Annotated in this window: 22 protein-coding genes; 7 read left to right on the plus strand and 15 right to left on the minus strand. The window is 66.8% G+C overall.

The annotated features are described in order from the left end of the window. The first annotated feature begins 121 nt into the window (after positions 1-121). The 7 genes from QJS31_RS25390 to QJS31_RS25420 all read left to right on the plus strand — a co-directional run bounded on the left by QJS31_RS25390 (position 122) and on the right by QJS31_RS25420 (position 7,358). Positions 122-877 carry a hypothetical protein gene (locus QJS31_RS25390; RefSeq protein WP_306357879.1) on the plus strand — a complete coding sequence of 252 codons (756 nt, stop codon included), beginning with the start codon at positions 122-124 and terminating at the stop codon, positions 875-877. Beyond that, positions 874-1,791, plus strand: a complete 918-nt coding sequence (gene miaA, locus QJS31_RS25395) for a tRNA (adenosine(37)-N6)-dimethylallyltransferase MiaA (RefSeq protein WP_306357880.1) — start codon at positions 874-876, stop codon at positions 1,789-1,791. Before QJS31_RS25390 ends, miaA begins: the two co-directional genes overlap by 4 nt. Continuing rightward, positions 1,791-2,612 (plus strand): RNA methyltransferase, encoded by an 822-nt coding sequence (locus QJS31_RS25400; protein WP_282780888.1) that lies wholly within the window; start codon positions 1,791-1,793, stop codon positions 2,610-2,612. Before miaA ends, QJS31_RS25400 begins: the two co-directional genes overlap by 1 nt. 41 nt (positions 2,613-2,653) lie before the next feature. After that, positions 2,654-3,532 carry a diaminopimelate epimerase gene (dapF, locus tag QJS31_RS25405; RefSeq protein WP_306357960.1) on the plus strand — a complete coding sequence of 293 codons (879 nt, stop codon included), beginning with the start codon at positions 2,654-2,656 and terminating at the stop codon, positions 3,530-3,532. 62 nt (positions 3,533-3,594) lie between these two features. Beyond that, a complete protein-coding gene (hflX, locus tag QJS31_RS25410; RefSeq protein ID WP_282780887.1) occupies positions 3,595-5,067 on the plus strand; it encodes a GTPase HflX in 1,473 nt (490 codons plus the stop codon). Positions 5,068-5,163: 96 nt separating this feature from the next. Continuing rightward, positions 5,164-6,045: a lysophospholipid acyltransferase family protein gene (locus QJS31_RS25415; RefSeq protein WP_282780885.1), complete on the plus strand. Its 882-nt coding sequence runs from the start codon at positions 5,164-5,166 to the stop codon at positions 6,043-6,045. A 167-nt stretch (positions 6,046-6,212) separates the two neighbouring features. Beyond that, positions 6,213-7,358: an acyl-CoA dehydrogenase family protein gene (locus tag QJS31_RS25420; RefSeq protein WP_282780883.1), complete on the plus strand. Its 1,146-nt coding sequence runs from the start codon at positions 6,213-6,215 to the stop codon at positions 7,356-7,358. 19 nt (positions 7,359-7,377) lie between these two features. On the opposite strand, the gene QJS31_RS25425 is transcribed toward QJS31_RS25420, so the two are convergent. From QJS31_RS25425 to QJS31_RS25495, 15 genes are all read right to left on the minus strand, one after another. Further along, positions 7,378-8,583: a tyrosine-type recombinase/integrase gene (locus QJS31_RS25425; protein ID WP_306357881.1), complete on the minus strand. Its 1,206-nt coding sequence runs from the start codon at positions 8,581-8,583 to the stop codon at positions 7,378-7,380. A 115-nt stretch (positions 8,584-8,698) separates the two neighbouring features. After that, a complete protein-coding gene (locus QJS31_RS25430; protein ID WP_306357882.1) occupies positions 8,699-9,001 on the minus strand; it encodes a helix-turn-helix domain-containing protein in 303 nt (100 codons plus the stop codon). Between the two features lie 617 nt (positions 9,002-9,618). Further along, complete coding sequence (locus tag QJS31_RS25435) at positions 9,619-11,610, minus strand: NACHT domain-containing protein (RefSeq protein WP_306357883.1); 1,992 nt, start codon at positions 11,608-11,610, stop codon at positions 9,619-9,621. A gap of 162 nt (positions 11,611-11,772) precedes the next feature. Then, a complete protein-coding gene (locus tag QJS31_RS25440; RefSeq protein ID WP_306357884.1) occupies positions 11,773-12,018 on the minus strand; it encodes a hypothetical protein in 246 nt (81 codons plus the stop codon). Between the two features lie 274 nt (positions 12,019-12,292). After that, complete coding sequence (locus QJS31_RS25445) at positions 12,293-13,195, minus strand: NAD(P)-dependent oxidoreductase (RefSeq protein ID WP_306357885.1); 903 nt, start codon at positions 13,193-13,195, stop codon at positions 12,293-12,295. Further along, positions 13,192-13,953, minus strand: a complete 762-nt coding sequence (locus QJS31_RS25450; protein WP_306357886.1) for a hypothetical protein — start codon at positions 13,951-13,953, stop codon at positions 13,192-13,194. The genes QJS31_RS25445 and QJS31_RS25450 overlap by 4 nt, the downstream gene beginning before the upstream one ends. Positions 13,954-13,993: 40 nt before the next feature. Continuing rightward, a complete protein-coding gene (locus QJS31_RS25455) occupies positions 13,994-15,190 on the minus strand; it encodes a hypothetical protein (RefSeq protein ID WP_306357887.1) in 1,197 nt (398 codons plus the stop codon). 252 nt (positions 15,191-15,442) lie between these two features. Then, a complete protein-coding gene (locus QJS31_RS25460; RefSeq protein WP_306357888.1) occupies positions 15,443-15,829 on the minus strand; it encodes a hypothetical protein in 387 nt (128 codons plus the stop codon). Further along, entirely contained in the window at positions 15,826-16,143 is a 318-nt protein-coding gene (locus tag QJS31_RS25465) for a hypothetical protein (RefSeq protein WP_306357889.1), read from the minus strand. Before QJS31_RS25465 ends, QJS31_RS25460 begins: the two co-directional genes overlap by 4 nt. Positions 16,144-16,173: 30 nt before the next feature. Continuing rightward, on the minus strand, positions 16,174-17,226 hold the full coding sequence (locus tag QJS31_RS25470; protein WP_306357890.1) for a methyltransferase: 1,053 nt from the start codon (positions 17,224-17,226) through the stop codon (positions 16,174-16,176). A 195-nt stretch (positions 17,227-17,421) separates the two neighbouring features. Next, the gene (locus QJS31_RS25475; RefSeq protein ID WP_306357891.1) at positions 17,422-18,894 is read right to left on the minus strand and encodes an ATP-binding protein; all 1,473 of its coding nucleotides are present in this window, start codon (positions 18,892-18,894) and stop codon (positions 17,422-17,424) included. After that, positions 18,894-19,844, minus strand: a complete 951-nt coding sequence (gene dprA, locus QJS31_RS25480; RefSeq protein WP_306357892.1) for a DNA-processing protein DprA — start codon at positions 19,842-19,844, stop codon at positions 18,894-18,896. The genes QJS31_RS25475 and dprA overlap by 1 nt, the downstream gene beginning before the upstream one ends. Continuing rightward, entirely contained in the window at positions 19,841-20,941 is a 1,101-nt protein-coding gene (locus QJS31_RS25485; RefSeq protein WP_306357893.1) for a DUF4192 domain-containing protein, read from the minus strand. The genes dprA and QJS31_RS25485 overlap by 4 nt, the downstream gene beginning before the upstream one ends. Positions 20,942-21,561: 620 nt before the next feature. Beyond that, entirely contained in the window at positions 21,562-21,699 is a 138-nt protein-coding gene (locus QJS31_RS25490) for a hypothetical protein (RefSeq protein WP_306357894.1), read from the minus strand. A gap of 530 nt (positions 21,700-22,229) precedes the next feature. Continuing rightward, positions 22,230-22,742, minus strand: coding sequence for a L,D-transpeptidase (locus QJS31_RS25495; RefSeq protein ID WP_306357895.1), 513 nt, complete (start codon positions 22,740-22,742; stop codon positions 22,230-22,232). Positions 22,743-22,934 lie beyond the last annotated feature (192 nt).

Here is a 22,934-nt window from a genome sequence, read left to right on the forward strand (position 1 = left end):
TCTAGCTTGACCCCATTCAACCAGGCTGGGTGGCGAAATGCTGCGTTTGCGGGCCGCGTCACCGCGCGGCGGCGCGGACGGGGTGGGGCTGGTGTGGCGGGTTGGCGCTACGGTTGACGGCGTGTTCAGTGTTGCGGCCCTGGTCCCTTCGCCGCCCGTGCTCGTACCCGAATTGGGCGGTGCCGCGGGTGTGGCGGACGGTGGCGAGGTGACGGCGCTGCGGGAGGCCACGCTGGATGCGGTGCGGGAGCTGGCCCGGTCGGCGGTGCGGTGGATCGTCATCGGGGTTTCGGAAACCGACCGACAAGTAGCCTCGACGGCGGTGGGCACGTTCCGCGGATTCGGCGTCGATGTCCGGGCGGGCCTCTCGGCCGCCGCGCTGACCGCCGATACGGCCGCCGATCCGGGTTTGCCGCTGCCGGTGCTGATCGGTGGCTGGCTGCGCGCCCGGACCGCCCCGGACACCAGCGCCGAAGCCCGGCTGCTGGCCGCCGACACTCCCGGCGCGCGGGCCCTGAACGTCGGCCGCGAGCTGCGCGCCGAACTCGACGCCGACCCCGGACCCGTCGGCGTGCTGGTGGTCGGCGACGGTGCGGCAACCCTGACCACCGCCGCGCCCCGCTACCTCGATCCGCGCGCCGAAGCGTTCCAGGCCGATCTCGACCGCGCGCTCACGGCGGGGGACCGGGACGGCCTGGCCGCCCTGGACGCGTCGCTGTGCGCCGACCTGTCGGTGGCGGGCAGACCGGTGTTCCAGGCGCTCGCGGGGCTGTTCGTGGACGACGCGAGCCGCCCGCGGGTCGAGACCCGCTACCGCGCGGCGCCGTTCGGCGTCGGCTATCACGTCAGCGTCTGGCGGCCCGGGGGCGAGCGGTGATCCGCCCCGTCGCCGTCGTCGGCCCGACCGCCACCGGAAAGTCGGATCTGGCCCTGGAGCTGGCGCAGCGCCTCGGCGGCGAGATCGTGAACATCGACGCCATGCAGCTGTACCGCGGTATGGATATCGGCACCGCCAAACTGCCCGTCGCGCAGCGGCGCGGCATTCCGCACCATCAGCTCGATGTGCTCGACGTGACCGAGTACGCCACCGTCGCCGCCTACCAGACCGCCGCCCGGGCCGATGTGGAGGCGATCATGGCGCGCGGGCACGTTCCGGTGATCGTGGGCGGCTCCATGATGTACGTGCAGGCGCTACTGGACGATTGGGACTTCCCGGCGACCGATCCGGAGGTTCGCGCCAGGTGGGAGCGGGTTCTCGAGGAGGAGGGCCTCGGCGCGGTGCACGAGGCGCTGCGGGCTACCGATCCGGTGGCGGCGGCCACCATCCTGCCCACCGACGGTCGCCGCATGGTGCGCGCGCTCGAGGTGGTGGAGCTGACCGGGCAGCCGTTCGCGGCCTCCCAGCCGAAGATCGGCGAACCCCGCTGGGGCACAACCGTCATCGGTGTCGACCGGGAGACCGCCGAACTCGACGCCCGCATCGAGCTGCGCACCGCCCGCATGTTCGAGCAGGGTCTCGTCGAGGAGGTGATCGGGCTGCTCGATCGCGGTCTGCGCGAAGGGGTTACGGCGCGGCGCGCGATCGGATACGCACAAGTCCTCGCGTACCTCGACAACGAATACGACCTGAAACACGCACAGGAGCGCACCTTCATCGGTACCCGGCGCTACGTTCGACGGCAGCGCTCGTGGTTCCGGCGGGACCCCCGGGTGCGCTGGGTCGACGGCGCGGATCCGGATCTGGTCGCCACGACGTTGGCCCTCCTCGAGGAACAGGAACGAGTTCGGTAGTGACGCAGCGCGGCAGCACCCGTAACGCCTCGGTTCAGGTGTGGCAGGCATATCTGAACAATCGGACCAAACGGGCGCGCGATGGACGCTTTCTCGTACTCGGGCAGCGGGCCATCGCGCGCGCTCTCGAAACCGATTGGCCGCTCGAAACGCTGGTGTACCGGCTCGGTACGCCCGAGCCGTCGGTGTGGGCGCGGCAGGTCATCGACAGCAGCGGGGTACCGAGCGTCGGCCTGGTGCCCGAACTCATGGCCGAACTCGCCGAACCCGCGGAGTCGGTACCCGAACTGGTCGCGGTCGCGGTGTCGCGGCACACCGAACTCGAGGACTTCGCACCCGGATCGGTCGCGGACCCGCCCGTGGTGGTGGTCATCGACCGGCCGTCCTCGGCGCTGCGCCTGGGGGCGCTGCTGCGGTCCGCCGCCGCCTACGGGGCCGCCGGGGTGATCGTGACCGGTTCCGGCGCGGACCATTTCGATCCGCAGGCGGTGCGCGCCTCCGACGGGGCGCTGTTCGCGGTGCCGGTCTTCCGGGTGCCCGGCCCCGAACGGGTGCTCGCCTTCCGGGACGCCCTGGAGGCGCGCGGACTCGACCCCCGTATCGTCGGCAGCGACGATCGCGGCGGGATGGCGCTCGACGAACTCGACTTCGGCGGAGCGACCATCCTGGTGCTCGGCGACGAGCGGGACACCCTCGGCTCGGCCTGGGCGCCGGTGTGCGACGAGCTGGTGAGCATCCCGACCCACGGGACGCTCGGCGCGCCGTCCGCCGCGGCGGTGGCCCTGTACGAAATTTCCCGGCAGCGCCGGGCGTTGCGGTGAGGACTATGAGCGAGAGCGCTGGGATGATCGAGAACGCCGGGATCGAATTCAGCAAGGGACACGGCACCCAGAACGATTTCGTCGTGCTGCCCGATCCGGACGCGTGGCTGGAGCTGACCGAATCCCGCGTCGCGGCGCTGTGCGACCGGCAGCGCGGACTCGGCGCGGACGGGGTGCTGCGGGTGGCGCGTGCGGGCGCGCTCGTCGACACCGGCGTGCTGGCCGCGCTCCCCGAGGGGGTGGCCGCCGCCGACTGGTTCATGGACTACCGCAATGCCGACGGCTCCATCGCCGAGATGTGCGGCAACGGGGTCCGCGTCTTCGCCCACTACCTCGCCGCCACCGGCATGGAGAGCCGCGACGAGTTCGTGGTCGGCAGCCGCGCCGGAGCCCGGCCCGTCGTGGTCCACCACGCCGACGCCGTGCATGGCGAGGTCACTGTCGCCATGGGCCACGTGCGCCAACTCGGCACCTCCACCGCCACGCTGTCCGGCCGCAGCTTCACCGGCCTCGGCATCGACGTGGGCAACCCCCACCTGGCCTGCGTCGACCCGACGCTCACCGCCGCCGACCTGGCCGCCCTCGATCTCACCGCCGCCCCCACCTTCGACCGCACCGTCTTCCCGAACGGCGTCAACGTCGAAATCCTCACCCCGCTGCACGACGGCGCGGTGGACATGCGCGTCTACGAACGCGGCGTCGGCGAAACCCGTTCCTGCGGCACCGGAACCGTCGCCACCGCGGCCGCCGCCCTGGTCCGCGCGGGCGTCGACATCGACACCGCATCCGGCGAGGTGCGCGTCCGCGTCCCGGGCGGCGAGGTCACCGTCACCATCGACCACGGCACCGCCACCCTGCGCGGCCCCTCGGTCCTCGTGGCGACCGGTCGCCTGTCGGCCAAGTGGTGGCAGGAACTCTGAGCGCGACGCGCGTGAAATAACCGAATGCGCCTTCTTGTTCCTTCGTGGGACCATGGAGGTGTATGAGCAAACAAGAAACGTACGAGTTCACTCCCGCCGAGGAGATCGCCGACGAGATCGCCGAGACCACCGGTAACGGCTGGTCCACCGATCCCACCGTCGGTGAGCTGCAGCTCGAGGATCGCAGCGCGTTGCGCCGCGTGGCCGGGCTGTCCACCGAACTCACCGATATCACCGAGGTCGAGTACCGCCAGCTGCGCCTGGAGCGCGTGGTGCTGGTCGGCGTCTGGACCGAGGGTACGGCGACGCAGGCCGAGGCCAGCATGGCCGAGTTGGCCGCGCTCGCCGAAACAGCCGGTTCCGAGGTGCTCGACGCGCTGATCCAGCGCCGCGACAAGCCGGATCCGGCCACCTACATCGGCTCCGGCAAGGCCGAGGAACTGCGCGCCGTCGTGCTCGACACCGGCGCGGACACCGTGATCTGCGACGGTGAACTGACCCCCGCCCAGCTGACCGCGCTGGAGAAGGTCGTCAAGGTCAAGGTGATCGACCGGACCGCCCTGATCCTGGACATCTTCGCCCAGCACGCCACCTCGCGGGAGGGTAAGGCGCAGGTCTCGCTGGCCCAGATGGAATACATGCTGCCGCGGCTGCGCGGCTGGGGTGAGTCCATGTCCCGGCAGGCCGGTGGTCGCGCGGGCAGCAATGGCGGCGTGGGTCTGCGCGGTCCCGGTGAGACGAAGATCGAGACCGACCGCCGCCGGATTCGCGAACGCATGGCCAAGCTGCGCCGTGAGATCCGCGAGATGAAGACCGCCCGTGACACCAAGCGTTCCAAGCGCACGTCGAGCGGTATTCCGCAGGTCGCCATTGTCGGCTACACCAATGCCGGTAAGTCGAGCCTGATGAACGCGCTCACCGGCGCCGGAATCCTGGTGCAGGACGCGCTGTTCGCCACCCTGGACCCCACCACCCGCCGTGCCGCCCTGGAGGACGGTCGCGAGGTGGTGTTCACCGATACCGTCGGTTTCGTCCGGCATCTGCCGACCCAGCTGGTCGAGGCGTTCCGCTCCACCCTGGAGGAGGTGACCGGCGCGGATCTGCTGCTGCACGTGGTGGACGGTTCCGATCCGCTGCCCGATCAGCAGATCAAGGCGGTGCGCGAGGTCGTCACCGAGGTGCTGCGCGAGTCGGATATCCCGGCCCCGCGGGAACTGCTGGTGGTCAACAAGATCGACGCACTGGATCCGATGCAGCTGACCCAGCTGCGGGCGGCCATGCCCGAGGCGGTGTTCGTCTCCGCGCGCACCGGTGCGGGCCTGACCGACCTGCGGGACCGGCTGGCCGAGATTCTCGGTGGCCTGGATGTGGAAGTCGGTGTGCTGCTGCCGTATTCGCGTGGCGATCTGCTGTCGCGGGTACACGCGGACGGCCGCATCCTCAGTGAGGAACACGAGGAATCCGGCACCCGGCTGCGGGCGCGGGTGCCGCGGGCGCTGGCCGCGGCGCTCACCGAATTCGCGCACGCCGGGTGAGCTGAGTCACGTTCGCGGTGTGACGTCCACAATCGGTGCCTTGCAGTGGTTTTCGTTACCATGACGTAATCGAATTTTCTGCAGGGAGGGAATTTCGTGTCCGACCGAGTCACGTATTTATCCGATAAGACCGATCGCCCGGCGCTCACCGACGGTGCGCCGCTGCATGTGGAGCTGTCCGACCTCGATCGCCGCCTGCTGGATGTGCTGGCGGTACCGGGTCGGGCCTGGTTCAGTCCGCGGTTCTACGGACTGGATCGGCTGCCGACCGACGGGCCGGTGCTGCTGGTCGGCAACCACACTCTCACCGGCGGCCTGGACGCGCCCATGCTGGCGCACGAGATCCTGCGCCGCACCGGACGGCTGGCGCGGGGGCTGGCCGAGAACGTGCTCATCGACGTGCCGGGGCTGCGCGATGTGCTGCACCACCTCGGGGTGGTGCGCGGCAACCGGCACAACTGCACCACGCTGCTGCGGCAGGGGGAGATCGTCGCGGTATTCCCGGGCGGGGGCCGGGAGGCCATGAGCGGCAAGCAGGAGAAGTACGTCCTGAACTGGACGGGCCGTACCGGGTTCGCGCGGATGGCCATCGAGGCGGGGGCGCCCATCGTGCCCATGGGCATGATCGGCGGTGACGACGTGTACGACGTGGTCTTCGACGGCGCGCATCCGGCCATGCGTCCGGTGCGTGGTCTGGTGGAAGCGCTTGGCCTGCGCGCCAGCCTCACCCCGCCGCTCATTCGCGGGCTCGGGCCGACCCTGCTGCCCAAGCCCGAGCGCTTCTACTTCTCCCTCGGCGATCCCATCGACACCAGTGCGTGGGCCGATGCCTCCGATCCGGTGGACGCGGCGCACGAATTGCAGGGTGTGGTGCGCAAGGCGCTCGAGGAGGAGATCCGCTTCCTGCTCGCCCAGCGTGACGCCGATCGCGGTCGCAGCCTGCTGGGCCGGGTGATGCAGGCGGTGGAGCGCCCCTGACCGAGTGGTCAGGTTTACGGTCGTTCGTCTGGTGCGATCTGCGGCTGTTCGCGATACAGCCGCAGTTCCGCCCACTTTTTCGAGGTCGGAAGTAAACGGTGATTCGACATCCGTGTACCGTATGTGACGTAGGCATCAGTGCCGCTGTGGTCACATAGGAGGTCGGCGTGGAGCGCACCCTTTTCGAACCCGAACACGAGCTGTTCCGGGAGTCCTTCCGCAAGTTTCTGGATCAGCACGTCGCCCCGAACCACGAGCGGTGGGAAGAGGCGGGCATCGTCGATCGCGCGGTGTGGCTGGAGGCGGGCAAGCAGGGCTTCCTCGGCATGGCGGTGCCGGAGGAGTTCGGCGGCGGCGGTGTGAAGGACTTCCGCTACAACGCCATCGTCACCGAGGAAACCACCAAGGGCATGTACTCGGGCCTGGGTTTCGGGCTGCACAACGACGTCATCGCGCCGTACCTGCTGGAGCTGGCCGATGATGAGCAGAAGGCGCGCTGGCTGCCCGGCTTCTGCACCGGCGAGATCATCACCGCCATCGCCATGACCGAGCCCGGCACCGGATCGGACCTGCAGGGCATCAAGACCCGCGCGGTCAAAGACGGTGACGACTGGATCCTCAACGGCTCCAAGACCTTCATCACCAACGGCATCAACTCCGACATCGTGATCGTGGTCGCCCAGACCGATCCCGAGAAGGGCGCGATGGGCTTCTCCCTGCTCGTGGTCGAGCGCGACATGCCCGGTTTCACCCGCGGCCGCAATCTTGACAAGATCGGCCTCAAGGCGCAGGACACCGCCGAACTCTCCTTCGACAATGTCCGCGTCCCCGGCAAGAACCTGCTCGGCACCGAGGGCATGGGCTTCATCCACCTGATGCAGAACCTCCCGCAGGAGCGCCTGTCCATCGCCGTCATGGCCGCCGCCGCCATGGAATCCTGCCTGGACCTGACCTGCCAGTACGTCCGCGACCGCAAGGCCTTCGGCAAACCCATCGGCGCACAGCAGAACACCCGCTTCGTCCTCGCCGAACTCGCCACCAAGACCACCGCCGTCCGCGTCTTCGTCGACCACTGCATCGCCCTGCTCAACCAGGAGAAGCTGTCCCCCGAGGACGCCGCCAAGGCCAAGTGGTGGAGCACCGAGGAACAGATCGACCTCATCACCAAGTGCCTGCAACTGCACGGTGGTTACGGCTATATGCGTGAGTATCCGATCGCCAAGGCGTACATGGACGCTCGCGTGCAGTCCATCTACGGCGGGACCACGGAGATCATGAAGGAGATCATCGGGCGGAGCTTGAAACTGGCCTGATCAGAGGCGGTTTTTCAACTCAGGAGGCGGCCGCTGTCCCGTCTGCGTCCCGTCTCAGCTTTGAAACTGCTTCGTTTCCAAGGGGGTACTCCTCGGGGGTATCCCCTTCGGGTCGGGCGAAGAGGGACTCGATCGCGGCCCGCGTGTGGGCATCCTGATCGGGCCACAGATGGGTGTAGACCTTCAATGTCGTTTCGGCATCGGCGTGACCCAATCGGACCTGGACGGTCTTAACCGAGGCGCCATTCTGGATGAGCGCCGACGCGTAGAAGTGGCGCAGATCGTGCCAGGTGAAGTGATCCGGCACCTTCGCTTGCTTGGCGACCGCGCGGAAGCGTTCCCCCATTCCATCCGCGCACCACGGATTTCCGGCCTTGGTTCTGAATACCAGGTCGTGGCGCTCTCGTTTCGCGGCGGCCAGGAAGGCGCTGAGCGCCTCGTGCGCGTCCGCGGGGAGTGGAACCGTCCGCTTGCTCGTTCGGGTCTTCAGCCGTGCAGTCGGAGGTCTCCCGCGAAAGTGGTTGGCTTGCTGCGCGACGTGGATCTCGCGGCGAAGGAAATCGACATCGCACACGCGCAATCCGGCGACTTCGCTGGGGCGTAAACCGGTTTGTGCAGAGATCAGCATCATGCATCCGGTCTGCTTGTTCGTCTTGCTGATGAGCGCCCACACTTGGTCGACGGTGAGCAACTGGGTCACGGATTTCGTTCCGTCGGGCCGGCTGCGCATTTTGACTTTCTTGCACGGGTTCACGGTCAGGATTCCGTCATCGATAGCGATATTGAGGACCGTGCGCAGAAACTGGAAATGCAGCCCTACCGAGTTCTCGCCCAACGGCTTGCCGTTCTTCCACGGGCGTCCGCGCTGAAGTTGGTCGAGCCAGTCCCGGATATCCGACGGCCGGATCGCGCCAATGGGCATGCCGCCCAGTCGTCCGAGATTCTTCGCGAAGTTCCGGCGTTGGTAGCGCGTCGTTTCGGTGTGGGCCCGCTCGACCCATTTGTCGACCTCGATGCGAAGGAGTGTCTTCGCCATATCGGGATTGACATAGGTGCCGTGACCGAGGTTCGTCTCCAGCTGATGCTTGTAGTGCTCGGCGGTGCCGGGGAAGTCGTAGCGTCCGAGCTTGGTGAACGACTCCGAGCGTTCGGTGCCGTCGGGTTCGGTCCAGCGGACGACGTAGCTCGTCGATTTTCCTCGCTTGCGCTTCTGGATGTGGGCCATGTTCCTCCTTCGATCTCGATGAGCTGAGACCCCCTCAGCCCAAAGGACTTGCGGCGACCACGGTGCCCTGCTGCTGCAGGGCAGCACAAGATGATCTGTGTTTGCCCAACATTCGCTACCGCCGGTTTCGGCGGGGTGATTGTGGGGCTGGATTTGAACCAGGCGCTCTCGTCCCGCCCCCGCATCGGACTTGCTGGTCTTCCCACTCGAGCAGGTCGGATAGGCGATAGCGCCGGAACCGGCCCATGCGGGCATATCGAGGTCCGCGTTGCGCCGCAGCCCATACGGCGAGCGTCTTCTTCGGAATCTTCAAGCGGATGGCGACTTCTTCGGTGCTCAACCACACCTGGTCGTTGTTCATATCAGGGCGTGGATGGTCTGCCGAAGGCGTAGTGTGGGTATGGGAGTAGTCAGGCATACATTCCTCCCGATTCCGGAACTTCCCGCGCGGCGACACGTGTTAGAAGGGGCCGATCGGGGCATTCCAGCGAAGAGTAAGAAGCTGGTGCGGTTGTTCGGTGCAGCTTCACAGCGCTCGTGGATCGGTGCTTTCACCACAATGCGCAACCAGCGAACGGGCTCCGGCCCTGCACGGCAGTTACCCGGTGACTTCGATAATAGGCTCTCGCCTGCCCCGTGGATCGCGATGGGGCTCAATAGATTTCAATAATCCGGATATCCCATTGCATCCCATATGGTATGTCGGCGGTCGTGTCCCTCTGTCATCGGCAGTGGTGAGGTGTGGCGGGAAGTGCTGCGGCAGCATCAGGGTGGGGGCTGTGCGGGATCGAGGGCAGGACCGTGGGCCTTCCGATGGCAAGACAACGCCGAATGAAGAGGGGCAGCGTGCCCGAGCAGGGACCTCAACACGAAAACCCGGGTCACGAGCCGGAGGCTCGTGTTCATGGCGCACTAGAATACGCGATGTGACGGTGGGCTGTGATGGTCCAGAAGGATCCGTTGTGAGCGGTTGCGGGAACGAAGCAAGAATCTTTTGGTGACCCCCTCGTTCGCTACTCCACCGTTTCCGCAAAATCAACGATCTTGTGAGCCCGACGGCGGATGCGACGTCGGGTCCAGAAGCCACTCCTGATAGGTCCGGTGGCGGATCTCGTAGGCGGTGCCATTGACGCGTAGCAGGCCGGCGTTGTTGGCCCAATCGAGAAATCGGGCTGGTCTAGCTGGAAATGTTCGATTGAGTCTGAACACCAAAGATGCAGCGAGGTGCCGGGTGGTGGTCAGACCCGCTACGAACCAGACCACGAAACCGATGAGCAATGCGCCCAGCATGCCGTCATTGATCGACGCGAAGATGCTGCTGTCGGGTCGCAGCGCTCGTACCCCGAGTCCGGCGCTGATGCCGAAAGCGAGTCCACATAGTAGGCCCGTCGCCACCGCGAACTCGATATCATCTCGAATGATTCGCCGCGCCGTTTGTCCGAGGGTGAGACGCTCGTCGACTGTCGTGCTGAGACCCACCACCAGTCCAGCTGCCAATCCGAGCGAGCCAACAGCGCTGAACACGAACAGCAACACCGGAATAAGGACGTGGAACGGCACAGGAGCCACCGCCCATGCAATGGCAACGGTAACGCTCATAATCAGCGACAGCGCCATGAACACCACCAACCCCGCCCGCACGCCGCGGCGCCATCTGGGGCACCCTGGAACCCGCCAGGCGAAGCGCTCCGACGTCCCCCGTAACCCAGGGACCTGGGGTCGTAGACCGGTAGCAGGCAGGTAGGAGCCAGCGAAATATGAACTAACGAGGGCGGCCAGAACAACGGGGATTAGCCCGAACTGACCCGCCGATTTGTTGTCGTCGGCAAGGATGATCAACCCACCGATGGCAACGGCAACCAGCGCTGCCGCGAAGACCGTATGCAGGGCAGCGCACTTCACGAGGCCGGCGAGCTTCCAGACCTGATCCAGCGTTATGCCGGATCCGCCGTGCCCGCTATTTTGCTGCTGCTGGAGATGGCGTGCGAGCGTGGTCAGCCAAGCCTGGACGCTGTCCTGCGTGTAGCCGCGTGCACGAGCAACGCTCGGCGTGGCTGATACGGCCGCCGGGATCAACGCGGCGAACAACGCACTGCGGATCGCGGCCGGTTGGTCAAGGGCCGCAAGGTCGGCAGGGTCGACGCGGCCGCCATGAGGGCTGAGTGCGGCAGCGGCCAGGGACAACGCCAACGGGTTGTCCAGCGCGGTCGCCAGGGGGCCGCCGGGATCGCGGGCGACTTGGGTGATCACAGGAGACCACTGGGACGGGTCGATGCACACGCGACCGCAGAATTGTTCGAGGTGGTCCTTGATATCGGCATCGGTGAGGGGTTGCACGCTGAAGGTGGTCGCGCTGTGTAACCCCACATGGCCTGACCGGCTTTGGATTTCGGCAATCGTATCCGCACTGCAGACGACCACGTTCGGTCGACGATCCCATGGCGGTGCGTTGAGTTGAGACAACACTGCTAGCGCCCGTTCCGGTGGTGCTCCAATGGAATCCATTTCGTCGATTCCGTCGAGAATCGGAAGGATGCGACCACTGTCGACCAGAGCGTGAGCCACCCGCGGGTGTAGGCGGTAACGGTCAGTCAGTTGACTGGCCAACCACTTCGTAAACTCTCTGTCTCGGTTCCCGTCCCATCCCGAGGCTTCGACACGAACTGGAACCGGCGATTTGAAACGCGGCCCGTCTGACTGCAGCGCGTTCCGATGCCGCAGCCACATCAGCAGCAGCCTGATCCCCACTACAGTCTTGCCCGCGCCAGGTTCGCCCACGACAACGATCCTGCGGGGAAGGGTGCCAGCGGTGATGTCCTCCTCGAGATCGGACAATGTTATGGATCCGGCGTTCGCTGCCTCACCGTGATACCCGACCTTGATTCGCAACTCCAGTGGATCACCCCGGCCGACAAGCATCTGATCCAACAGTAGCTGTTGATCGTGCTCTACGGTGTCCGCCAAATCCTCAAGCTCGTCCTGCAGTGCGGCTCTCGAGACGTCCGGCCACATGCGTTTCCGAATCACGTTGAAGATTGGCCTCGCTGCGACCACACCGGCTCTGGATACCGCTGCTTCCCCACCACCTACCATAATTACAAAGTCTGCCACCTCGCGGAGCACCAGGACGGCAAAGAGGCCGATCGGCTGGCGCGCGTCTCGGAACTGGCCCCCATCGATCGGTGCGAGCTACCCCACGACGACAGGATCTTGCCCGGACTGGGTACATACTGTGTCGAAGCTGGTCCCGAAGTAGTGGTGCTCATCGAAGACGACTCCGAAGATTTCGGTGCCGGAGATCATCGGCGTCCTGCTGAACATTCGGTGTCCGTAGTCGAGATCATAGGACTGAACGAGGATCGTCATCGTCGTGACGTCCAGCAGAGCCCGCGCAGCATCGACTTGGTCGCGATATGCGGTGATCGCGGGCATCATTCGATATCTTCCGCGGCCGCGTCGATATCCATGAAGACGTGACGGAGGCGGACGGTCGCCTGATGTGTGGACCACCCCAAGAGGTACAAGCGCCGTTCGGTCCCGTGCCCGCGGTTTCTGGTCGCGAGTTGCCGCGCTCATGCGGGGCAAGGATAGCGATGCGCTGGTGTTACCTCCGCCGAGGGGGATGTCCTGCGGGTATCGACGTACCGGCCGCGCATCCTGGCACTGGCCACTCGGCGGCTCCGGGCAGCAATCAAACAGGCTTGCGGCTCTACGCAGGGTTTGTTCGGTCCGGGCCAGTTCCGTATGCTTCCCCCATAGATTCTGGCGGGACCTCGACCCGCAGGCGTTGAATCACTTGCGCGGGAGATAAGCCCCAGTCGTCCTTGTCGGTGACGTATGCCGCGAACATTCTTGCTGTTGCGTCGGCGTAGTCGGTGGGTAATCCGGCTTCGGCGAGTGTATGCGCGAACTCGTGGGCTTCGGGGATCCACCGCCAGGCGCGTGCTGCGAGTCCGGGGAAGAACTCTCGATCTCCGAGCATCGGGTTGCCTGTTCGCTGTGCCTCCCGGGTGAGAGCGTCACCGACGCCGTAATGGTCGGCCATCCCGTTCGCGATGACTGCGAGCATCCTGGCCGGTCGGAGGAACGAGATCATCGCCATTTTGAGAGCGCTCGCCGACCAAGGGTTCTCGTTGAGTTCCTCGGTTTCCAGCTCTCCGGAGGCGAAGAGTCGGTTCACGGTCGAGCGTGCCGGGTCGGGGCCAGCTATGAAGATCTTCGCCTTCTTCGCGAAGAGGTCGTCCCGAGGTGGCGGTCCAGAGATTATTGCGTCGACGACTGCTGCACCGACTTGTGTGAGCGTGCCGGCAATGTGTTGCATTCGCTGTGGACTGACAGCGTTCGCATCGACGTAGATGCCGCGATAGCGATGTACGGCAACAGTTTCCGCTACCTCGATCGCTGCGGAGGACGGGCAGATCGAGATCACTGTCTCGGCACGCGCGAGAAGGTCCACGAGGTCGGGGGTGGGAGTTAGTCCGGCAGCAGCGGCCCGGTCGTGGGTTGCAGGGCTACGAGCGTCTGGGCACCACAGAACTTGGTGACCGGCGTCGACCAGGCGCGCACCGACCGCAGCGCCCATGTTGCCTGGGTGCAGTAGGCCGATGATCATGAGGTCGGTCCCGGACCGATGGCGCGCGGCGAGGTTGCCGCCGAGTCGATGATCAGATCGCTGAGACTGGTTGCGAGTGAGGCTGTTTGGAAGTAGGGGCGGGCGAGCTGATGGCGGAACTGCATGAGTCTCTTCCCGACGCTATCGGTGGGGCGTTGCTCGCTGACACGCAGTACTTCGTGGATCTGCTCTGCTGCCCCGTCGAGGTCCTGCTGGGCGAGGCGGGCGGTCGCGAGATCCAGTCGGGTCAGCGACATTTCACCCAGGCGTCGTTCCTCGACCGGTGCCTGTGCGTACAGCTGGAGTGCGGCTTCGGCGAGTTCCTCCGCCTGCTGGTAGCGGGTATCGCCGCCGAGCCACAGGTGGGCGCCCGCAGCGCAGTAGAGCTGCTTTGCCTGTGGGAACTCCATCATCCCGCCAGGATAGTCCCGCCCTGTCACCCGCTCGCGCGCCCATTCTGCTCGCGCCAGCGCGTCCTGTGTTCCGGCCGGGTCGTTGAGGCGGGCGCGGGCGCGGGCTTCCAGCGATGCCAGACGGACCTGAGCGGTTCCGCTCTCGGGGGTGAACTGCCATCCCTTCTCGGCCAGATCCCGCGCATCGGTGTATTTGCCGTCCCAGTACGCGATCAGCGATTGCATGCCGAGCACCCACGCTCGCAATCCATTGTGTTCAGCGAGGTTGCCGCACAGCAGCGCGGTGCGTGCTTGGGTTGCGGCGGCGTCGAGGTTGCCCAAATCGAAACAGGCGTTTGCCTGCACCGCGCACAGGGTGCCGGCGATCAGGTACAGCTCGCGTGTGCTACCGGGTGGTTGGCGTCCTTCGATGAGCCGGAACGCGCGGTTGGTGAGTGCGCGTAACTCGACGAACAGTGGGTAGATGGGTCGGTTCGGGTACTGCCGGACGATCCGCTCCAGGTCGGACTGGAATTGCTCGATGGTGTGCGGGCCGACGTTGCTTCGTCCTATCCGGTTGTGTGACCGGGGCACCGGCCGCCTGCTCCAACTCCTCGACCCGGGCGGCGAGGAACTCGGGGGACAACCATTCCGCGACGCGGTCACGGGTTTCGGCGGTGATGACCGCGAGCTTTTTGCGCAACGTGTCCTGCGACCAGGAGACCGTGCCGGTGTCGAGGCGTTCGCCGACGTGGCGGTGGGTGTGGGCGAACATAGGGATGGTCAGGCCATTGCCGCAGATCCGCACCACCAGTTCGGGTGTGAGGCGGACCGCGTGGTGGCCGGTTTCGTCGTTGCTGAACCGGAAGCCGGCGAACACCACCGGCTCGGTCCCGGGCGCGTATCCGTTGCCCTCACGGGCAGCGATCGGCCGCCAGCGGTCGAGGTCGCCTGCTACGCGGCGGCGTTCGGCCTCCAGGTCGGGGTTGGCGAACGCGCTGCGGTAGTTGGCCAGGAACCGCGGTGCCAGTGCCGACATCTGCGGGGAATACACCTTGGCATGCATGGTGGAGTCGGTCAGGTCACAGGCTCGGATCTCGGTGTCGGCGCCGGCGGCGTGGATGCCTTCGAGCACGGCGGTCAGAACGTCGAGGTTGTCGATGATCCCGTACCGGTCCGACACCAGAGCCCGCAGCACGCCGGGCTGCCCCGACTGGGGCGGGGTGAACAGGCGCAACAGAAACGACCGGTCATCGGGCTCGGGCAGTTCGGCGTCGACGGGGCCGTGCAGCCAGCCGTTGACGTTGCCGTCGTAGAGATCCAACCGGTCACGCTCACGCAAACGGCGCAGGTAACGCACCGGGATACCGAGCTTGTCCGCGATCTGCCCATCCGCCGCGCTGGTCGGGCGGTACAGGCCGTCGACGGCGGTGACGCCGCGCTCGTCGACCGCCGCGGCCACACCGAACAACTCGACCATGCCCTCGCGGGCGCGAATCGCCGACGCCGCCGCGACGACATCGACCTTGGCGGCCTGCTGCTCCTGGAGCAACGGCACCAGCTCCTGCAACGACAAATGACGGGCATAGCTGTTCACAGACATGGCAGCACTTCCTTACGTGATTGGGATTGAATGCGATGGGGTGATCAGGACTGCAAATCGAACTCGGGGCCGCGTTTACCAGCCCGCGTTTACGAGCCCGTGTGATGACGAACGGCCGCAAGTAGTGCATCGGCCGCGTCGGCGGCGGCCGGGCCAGGCGGTGGCGGTGCCGTGATCGGAGGAGTTCGCATAGGCGTCTTCCTCGATGGAAGCCAAGGACGTGGTGTACGGAATCCCTCTTGACAGAGATAGTTACGGCCGAACCGATGACTGATCCGCCGCTGTGAGCTCGGGTGTCCAGGAAACGAGGACGGTGCCCGAAGCGAGATCGGTGATCTCGATCGACTCGACCGATTCGCCCTGTTCGTGGTTGTGCGCCACGATCTGCTCCGGTGTCGGCGTGTGCTGCTCGCACGCGTGCGCGACGGTGAGGAACGGAGCCAAAGACCCACGTACGGCGATCCGGGTGACAGCGAGGATGCCCTTGCCGAAATGCTCGCCCAGCTCGCAGCACGGCGGCAGCGCCACAACAACTTTCGCGCCGACACTCAACCGGTGAACGAACTCGTGATCATGCGCGAGCCACCAGCTGCCCCGGTGGCGACGCACCGTATAGTCGAGCGGAAGCCGCGCAGTCAACGCACGGGCACCGTCTGCGGTGAGCGGACCGGAAACATTAATGCGTAGTTGACGGTGAACGCGGAATCGATCGTGTAGGCCGCGGTGCGGCGGTGGCGTCGCTGGCCGGTGGAGTCGTGGGTGAGGGCCGCGCCGGAGGAGACCCGGCGTGCCGGACCGCCGAGCTCACGGCGCGCCGCCGCGGCCAGCTGGGCCGACCAGCTGGCCTCGGATATCGGCGGGTCCTCGGTCGATCGCGAGAGCGTGACACGCAGCATCGAGCCTTCGCGGTGCACGACCACGGTGCTGCCCTGCCGGTTCTGGTATGCCGACATCGAGAGAACCTCCTTGAGGGAATGAATGGGCTAGCCGGTCTGCTGGCCGAAGATGTGCGGGTCGCGGGGCTGGCGCAGCACGGTCGGTGCGGTGAAATCGGTGAGGACGAGTTCGGTCCGAGGCGGCTGGTGGCGCCACTGGCGGGCATAATGCGCGCTATCGACACCGCAGGTCGGCTGCAACCTGATGCCGGTGGAGGCGGAGAAGCGGGTGTATTCGGCGTCGCCGGTCCCGAATCGCATGTGGGATCGACCGCTGTAGGTGAACGGCGCCGACTGCTGCGGGATCAGGAACACACCACGGTCGGCGACCTGAGCGGCCACCGCGATCGTGTGATACTCGAAACGAGGACCACGATATCCGGGCGCGTTCACCGACCGCGGCACCGGACCGTACGGTGGGTTGGCGATCGCGGTATCGAAGGCACGCAACCGCATACGCGGCACGCGCAGCAGGTCCTCGCAGATCCAGACCGCCTCGGGCAGCACCCTCAGACCGACACGCACGTACTCGGGATTTCGCTCCACGCACACGATGTCGGGCGGCGGGAGCCCCTCGAACCGGTGCGCGAACCACAGCGCGCGATGGCACGCGAATGCCAGCGCGCCGATACCCGCGCCCAAATCGATGACACGCGAACCGATCACGTACATCGTAAACGCCGACGCCAGTTCCGGCGGAGTGAAGAACGCCCTGTCCCGGCACTGACTGGTCCGCTGGGCGGATTCCTGCCAATGCGTGCGAACGAAGTCCTTTTCCTCCTCCGACAGCTCGCGGCGCAGGTCGACCAGACGGCATGCTTCCCGGTGGTCGGCCTCGGCCTGTTTGGTCAGCTTGGACATTCGATGCAAACTCCTTGAAAACGAAGGGAACTCAGAACTGGCCCCTTGTGCGAAGGTGGCCAGCGCCGTGAATGATGCGATGGGCAATGACGATCGGCTGGTGTGGGCCACGGCGACATGCCCACACCAGCCGACGACAACACGCCCGCGACCGGCCGCATCGGCAACGGGTGCCGCTGTCGCGCGGATGTGGTCGGTGGGCGCGAAACGCGGACACCGGCGGCGGGTCAGGACGGTCAAGCCGGTCCACCCGCGACTCGAGCCGGCGAGGTGACGGTTGCTGCCGCTGGTGTGCGGTCGGCCCGCGGCTTGACCGTTCGCGCCGCCGGTGTAGCGTGCGCTCGCCCCACCGACAACCCGCGCGACACGACACCGACACGCACGCAACCGATTACGCCACTCGGTGACACCGACGCGGTTGCCGCGTAGCGAGGACTACCGCGGTCGGCGCAAACGCAGTGCGCGCTCGAGATCCTCCATGGTGGGTTCGGCGCCGCCACGCAGATCACACAGCGTCCACGCCACTGCCAGCACCGCGCCGGCCTGTGCCGCGGTGAGGACACCGGTCGCCGTCAGCCGGTCCGTCTCTCGGACGGCCGCCGAGTTCACGCCGGCCGCGCCGCGCAGTGCGTCCACCGGCACCCGCGCATTGGCGTACACACCGAGCCGGGACCATCGGCGCTCGGCGGCCCGGCGTGCGCCGATCACCGCGTCCCGGCCGGGAAGCTGTGCACGCGAACCGGTTTCGGTCGCACCCGGTTGAACGCGAACCCGGACATCGACGCAGGCGTCGAGATCATCGCGGGGCCAACGGAAACACACGTGCCCTGCCGAAGCATCTGGGTGATCGTCGGCGCCCTCGCAGCGGCAGTCGTGTCCAACCAACGCCAGCTGAAACCGGGCCGGAAGGCGGGACTGCTGCCCGGCACCGCACCGAATCACGCCCTCCTGTGTCACCGTGGTCAGCGCGTGACGCAGCCGGGAATCCATGTGCGGAAACTCAACACAGGCCACAACCCCTTGATCGGCCAGCGCTGCCACGCCAGCGTGATCGGCTGTGCCGACGATCGTGCGCCACGACGCGGAATGGTGCAGTTCGAACAGGGGAGGTGTCAGCGGCAGCGGTGACACACACGCCAGCCCGGTGCGCAACCGCAGCCGCGCTAGGTCGAGCGCATGCCGACGCGACAGCAAGGGAAGTAACCCATGCAGGTAGTGCACCGGTACGAGCGTCGGCGCGCCCGGAGCGCCGGTGACCGCGAGGTGATGCCCACCGGCGGCACAGACGTGCACGGCGTCCCGGACCTCGGCGTCGGCTGGTATCGCGACCGGGCCACGTCGCCGTGGCACAGGGGTGCGCGTTGCTCCGGGCGGGCGGAAACCTCGAGAAGGATCGGCGGCCCACGAAAGTACCGCTGCTAACGTCGGCGCCGCGAACACCTCGATGCCCGGGGTGCGGGACAACCGGTCCGTGCTGTCGGTGGGGATGACGACCCGGCGCAGACCAGCCCGCTGTGCTGTCCGCACTGCCTCGGCTACATCGACGCCAGCGCTCAGCCGGCCATCGAGCCCGAGCTGCCCGAGGAAGGCGGTGTCGGCGAGAGTCAATCTTGCGATGACCCCGCAGACGGACATGATCGCCACGGCGACAGCGAGATCCGCGACACCGGCGCGGCAACGAGGCGGCAACGTCGCGGATACGATGACCCGACCGTCCGGGTACCGGTAGCCGGCATTGCCGATCGCCGCCCGTACGCGATCCATGGTTGCGGGCGTGATCCCGGTGGTGAGACCCTCCCGCTGTGCTGGTTCGAGCTGTGCAGTCACCGGCAGCATCGTCGGTGCATCTCCGCCCACCGCGATCGACCAGACCCATGCCGCTGCACCCCGCCGGTCCGACTGGGTCATCAGTCCACCACCCCGTATCCGGAGTCTCTATGTCGTGCTGCGGCGAGCGGCGACGGGCGCGGTTCGGTCAACGACCGCCGGATATCGTCGGCGCACGTCACGAGCTGGGCGTCACCGTCAGCGATGAACCGGTGACAGCCCCGAGAGGCGGCCGAGGTCACCGGTCCGGGCACCGCGAACGTCGCTCGACTCAACCGCGTCGCCCACCGCAGCGTGGACGCCGTCCCGGACCGGACTCCGGCCTCCACGGCTACTGTCGCTACCGACAAGGCTGCGATCAGCCGGTTCCGGTCGAGGAACGTGTGCCGACGCGCGGGGGAGCCCGGCGGGTACTCCGACACGACCAGCCCGGCCTGGGCGATCGCGGCCAGCAGCTGGTCGTGTGCGTACGGGTAGGGGCGGTCGAGCCCGCACGGCATCACCGCCACCGTGACCCCACCGGCGGCCAGAGCGGCTCGATGCGCGGCGGCGTCGATACCGAACGCGGCGCCCGCTATCACGGTCCAGCCCGAACCGGTGAGGTCACCGGCGATCTCGGTCGCGACGCGGTTGCCGTAGGCGGTACTGGCGCGGGCACCGATCACCGCGACCGCGCGAGCGGTGACCTCGCGCAGCGACCGATCCCCACGCACCCACAACGCCACCGGCGCGACGTCGCCGGCATTGTCCGAGCCCGACGGCAGACACGCCAGCCTCTCACGCGGCCATTCCTCATCCTCGGGCGTCACCAACCGGCCACCGAGACGTTCCACCAGCTCCAGATCCCGCGCCGCCGCATGGAAGCCGCCAACGGAGCGGTGGAGGACATCCCGATCCACCACCGGATCACCGGACTGCAATAGCATCGCCGTCCGACTGGGACCGAATTGATCGATCAGCAGGGCCAGTGGACCGCACGGACCCGACGCGGCACGCGACAACAACGCCCACGCCAGACGATCGACACTCATCGCGTGACCCCCAGCCCGGAATCGGGTACGGTGGCGCCGATGTCGACACGCAACTCGGCGGCAGCCTCGACACCGGTGTCGACGAGCCTGCGCAACCGCGCGGGCGGCAACGCCATCTGCAACGCGGTATCGAGCAACCCGGCCATCCGATGGTCGGGATCCGACGTCAGAGCCTGTTTCAGCGCGATCCCAGCCAGCGGGCCGTCGCCACGCAGAAACGCGCTGAACGCCAGCAGGGTCGCGGCCTGCGCCCGGTCGGGATCGGGCAGTGCGCGGGTGAGCACCTCCCACAGCTGCTCGGCGGCGTGCGCGTGCGCACCACCGGCAACGCCGAACATGATGTCGCGGACGGGCAGATCACGCAGCGCGACAGCGACATCGGCGATCACACTCGCTGAAACCTCCGAGCCGGGAGTCCGGGTGATGACCGACAGCACCTGGCACAACGCCATCCGGGTATAGGCGTCGGGATTGTCGATCTGGATCGCACGCGCCAGCCGTCGCTGCGCATCGGCGACCGCGGTCGGCAGATACGCCGAGACCTGTTCGCGCAGCGCCCCATCGACAGCGATCGCATCGACCAGCTCTCGTCGCGACGCCCGCAACACGCGACCATCGAGCACACTCTTCGCGGCCACCTGCGACGCTGCGGGATCCGGCACAAGACCATGGCGCTCCGGCGAATCGATATCCCACCATTCGGCACCCGCGGTGATTCGGGGCGTCGCCCACGCGCCAGCGAGAACAACATCCCCACCAGCCAGCGCACGCCGCAAACGATCGACCAGCCGCCGTTGCCCGAGAGCGGTGGCATCGCCACCTGCATCGGGTCGTGCGGCACGGTCATCGACGAGCACGGCCAGCACGAGATCAGCGTCCGAGTTCCGGCAGATACGTGGAAGGTGCTCCGGCAGTGGCGCGTACTGCTGAGCTGGGGGGATGTCGAGGCGGACAGCGACCTTGACCGCGTATCGCTGTCCCGCCTCGTGGTGCATTGCGACGACGACCAACGAGCGTTCCGGGACGAATCCCAGCATCGCGGGTACTGCGGCGATGAACTGGTCCGGATCCTTCAGTACAGCTTCGAACGACGACACGTGACGGCTCCTCACTGGAGGGACGAGCCCGATAAGCGCACTGAGACAACCAGATACGGGTGTCCGCGCCGCGCCTTCGGGGCGGTGGGCGCAACGCGTCGACACCGGCGGCGTCAGTGGGCGGTCAAGCCGAGAACCTTGCCCTCCGGCCCATCATCGAGCGGTTGGCACGCATCCTGGTCGGCACACGCGGCTTGACCGCCCACGCCGCCGGTGTAGCGTGCGCCCGCCCACCGCCCCGAAGGCCGCGCGCGACAATGCCGCTCCAACTCGGCCTGATAATGACAACAACCCACTGGCCGCTGACACCGATCTTCGCGCAGAATGGGTTGGGTCTGTCCGAGTTGCACACCGGATTTCTGCTCATCCCGGGCGGGCTGACGATGGGTTCGCTGGGACCCTTTGAATCACCCCGGTGAGTCCGGAGACTGGTCTCGCCTCGGCCCGGCAGGTCCGGGTGGTGACGTCGTCGGATGGCCGTGTGCGCCATCCAGCGATGGCTTGAATCTGCTTGGCTGTCAGCGACTTCCGTGCATCGATACCGAGTTAGACGGTTCGGACCAGCGCGGTCAACGTGTTGATCGTGCGGGTGCGTTCGGTGGTCATCTGTTCGCGGGCGATCACGAGTACGCGCATCGCGACCCGAGGCCCGTCCGCACGCGGTCGGCGGCCATCGCGAAGGGCTCCACCACCGTCATACCCGCTTCGAGCAGGCGTTCGGCCAGGCCGGCACCGTATGCGCCGATGCCTTCGACCACGACAAGAGTGGAGCGCTCACCGGCCCGACGCGTGATCCAGGTGGCGGCGCGATCCAGTCCGGTCGTGCTCGCTGGAAGCTTGCCTGGTCGACCATGGCGCCGGTCGCGGCGGTGACGCCGGCAATGCGTGATTGGCTGCGTGGGTATCCACGCCGATGACGAGCTCGTACTGCTCTGAGACGATTGGCATTGACGGTGGAAGTCCTTCCGATGGGCGACGTCGTTGGTCGGCGTCGGCCCGGAAGGAGAACTTCGAGGCAGGCCTGTAATGGGCCACGATCCTGCGGCATCGGGATCAGGCAGGCTTCTGATCAAGCCACCGAAGCAGACCGGGCTGGCGTCGCCGCCGCGACCAGCGGACAAATCCCGGGAAGTGCACTCGAAGAGGCAAAGCGATTCACGAGTCACACCGGTCGCCGCGACGACGCAGATCCTGTCAGCCAGCCCCGGGCCGGCCACCCCGAATACATACAGGCGGTTCACCGTGCCTGTCCACGACGCACCTGACATCACGCGAACAGCGGAACTCCCTATGGCACAACTTCGATGATGTCGCCCGGGTTGAGGTAGTCGAAGAAGGCGAGCGCGCCGTCGGGTGTCATGCGGATGCATCCGTGTGACTGCTCTTCGATCGGTCCGATATGGGTCGCGATATCCCCGTCGAAGAAGACCGCGTATTTCATCGGGACGTGGTGCAGGGTGCTCCAGTGGTCCTCGCGCTTGAAGTCGACGTCGAAGACGCCCACATTCGTGAGATAGCCCGGCCTGCCGTGGGAGATCGGGGTCGGGCCGTAGACAACGCGGCCGTTCTCCATGAGCCATGCCTCGTTCGTGGACAGGCGCATGCATCCGCGCGCCTGCGCCGCCGAGCACGGAGCCACTACGGGAGCAGGGGGAACGATGGCGGGCACGCCGGGAATATCCGGGCCGCCGGGCCAGAGCGGCTCGGCCTGCGCCGGTGCCGCGACCGTAAGCCCGGCCGTCGCCATGCCGGTCAGGATCGCGGCCCGGACTCCATGGCGCAGTCGATTCTCGCACCTCACGGGTTCAGCCTCCCTTTCCCTCGCCTGCGCGGGACGTGCCGACCACACAGGCGAGGGAACCGCGGAGGCGACACGAGTATCCGAACCGATCTGGGTGTTCGTGGCCATTGTCGCCCGTCGTCGAGCCGGATGCGGGAGTTCTGGCCCACGGCGGGCTGGTTTGTCAGGTGGATGACAGAACTTGTGAATCAG

This window comes from Nocardia sp. CC213A, from assembly GCF_030766805.1.
Lineage (GTDB): Bacteria > Actinomycetota > Actinomycetes > Mycobacteriales > Mycobacteriaceae > Nocardia > Nocardia otitidiscaviarum.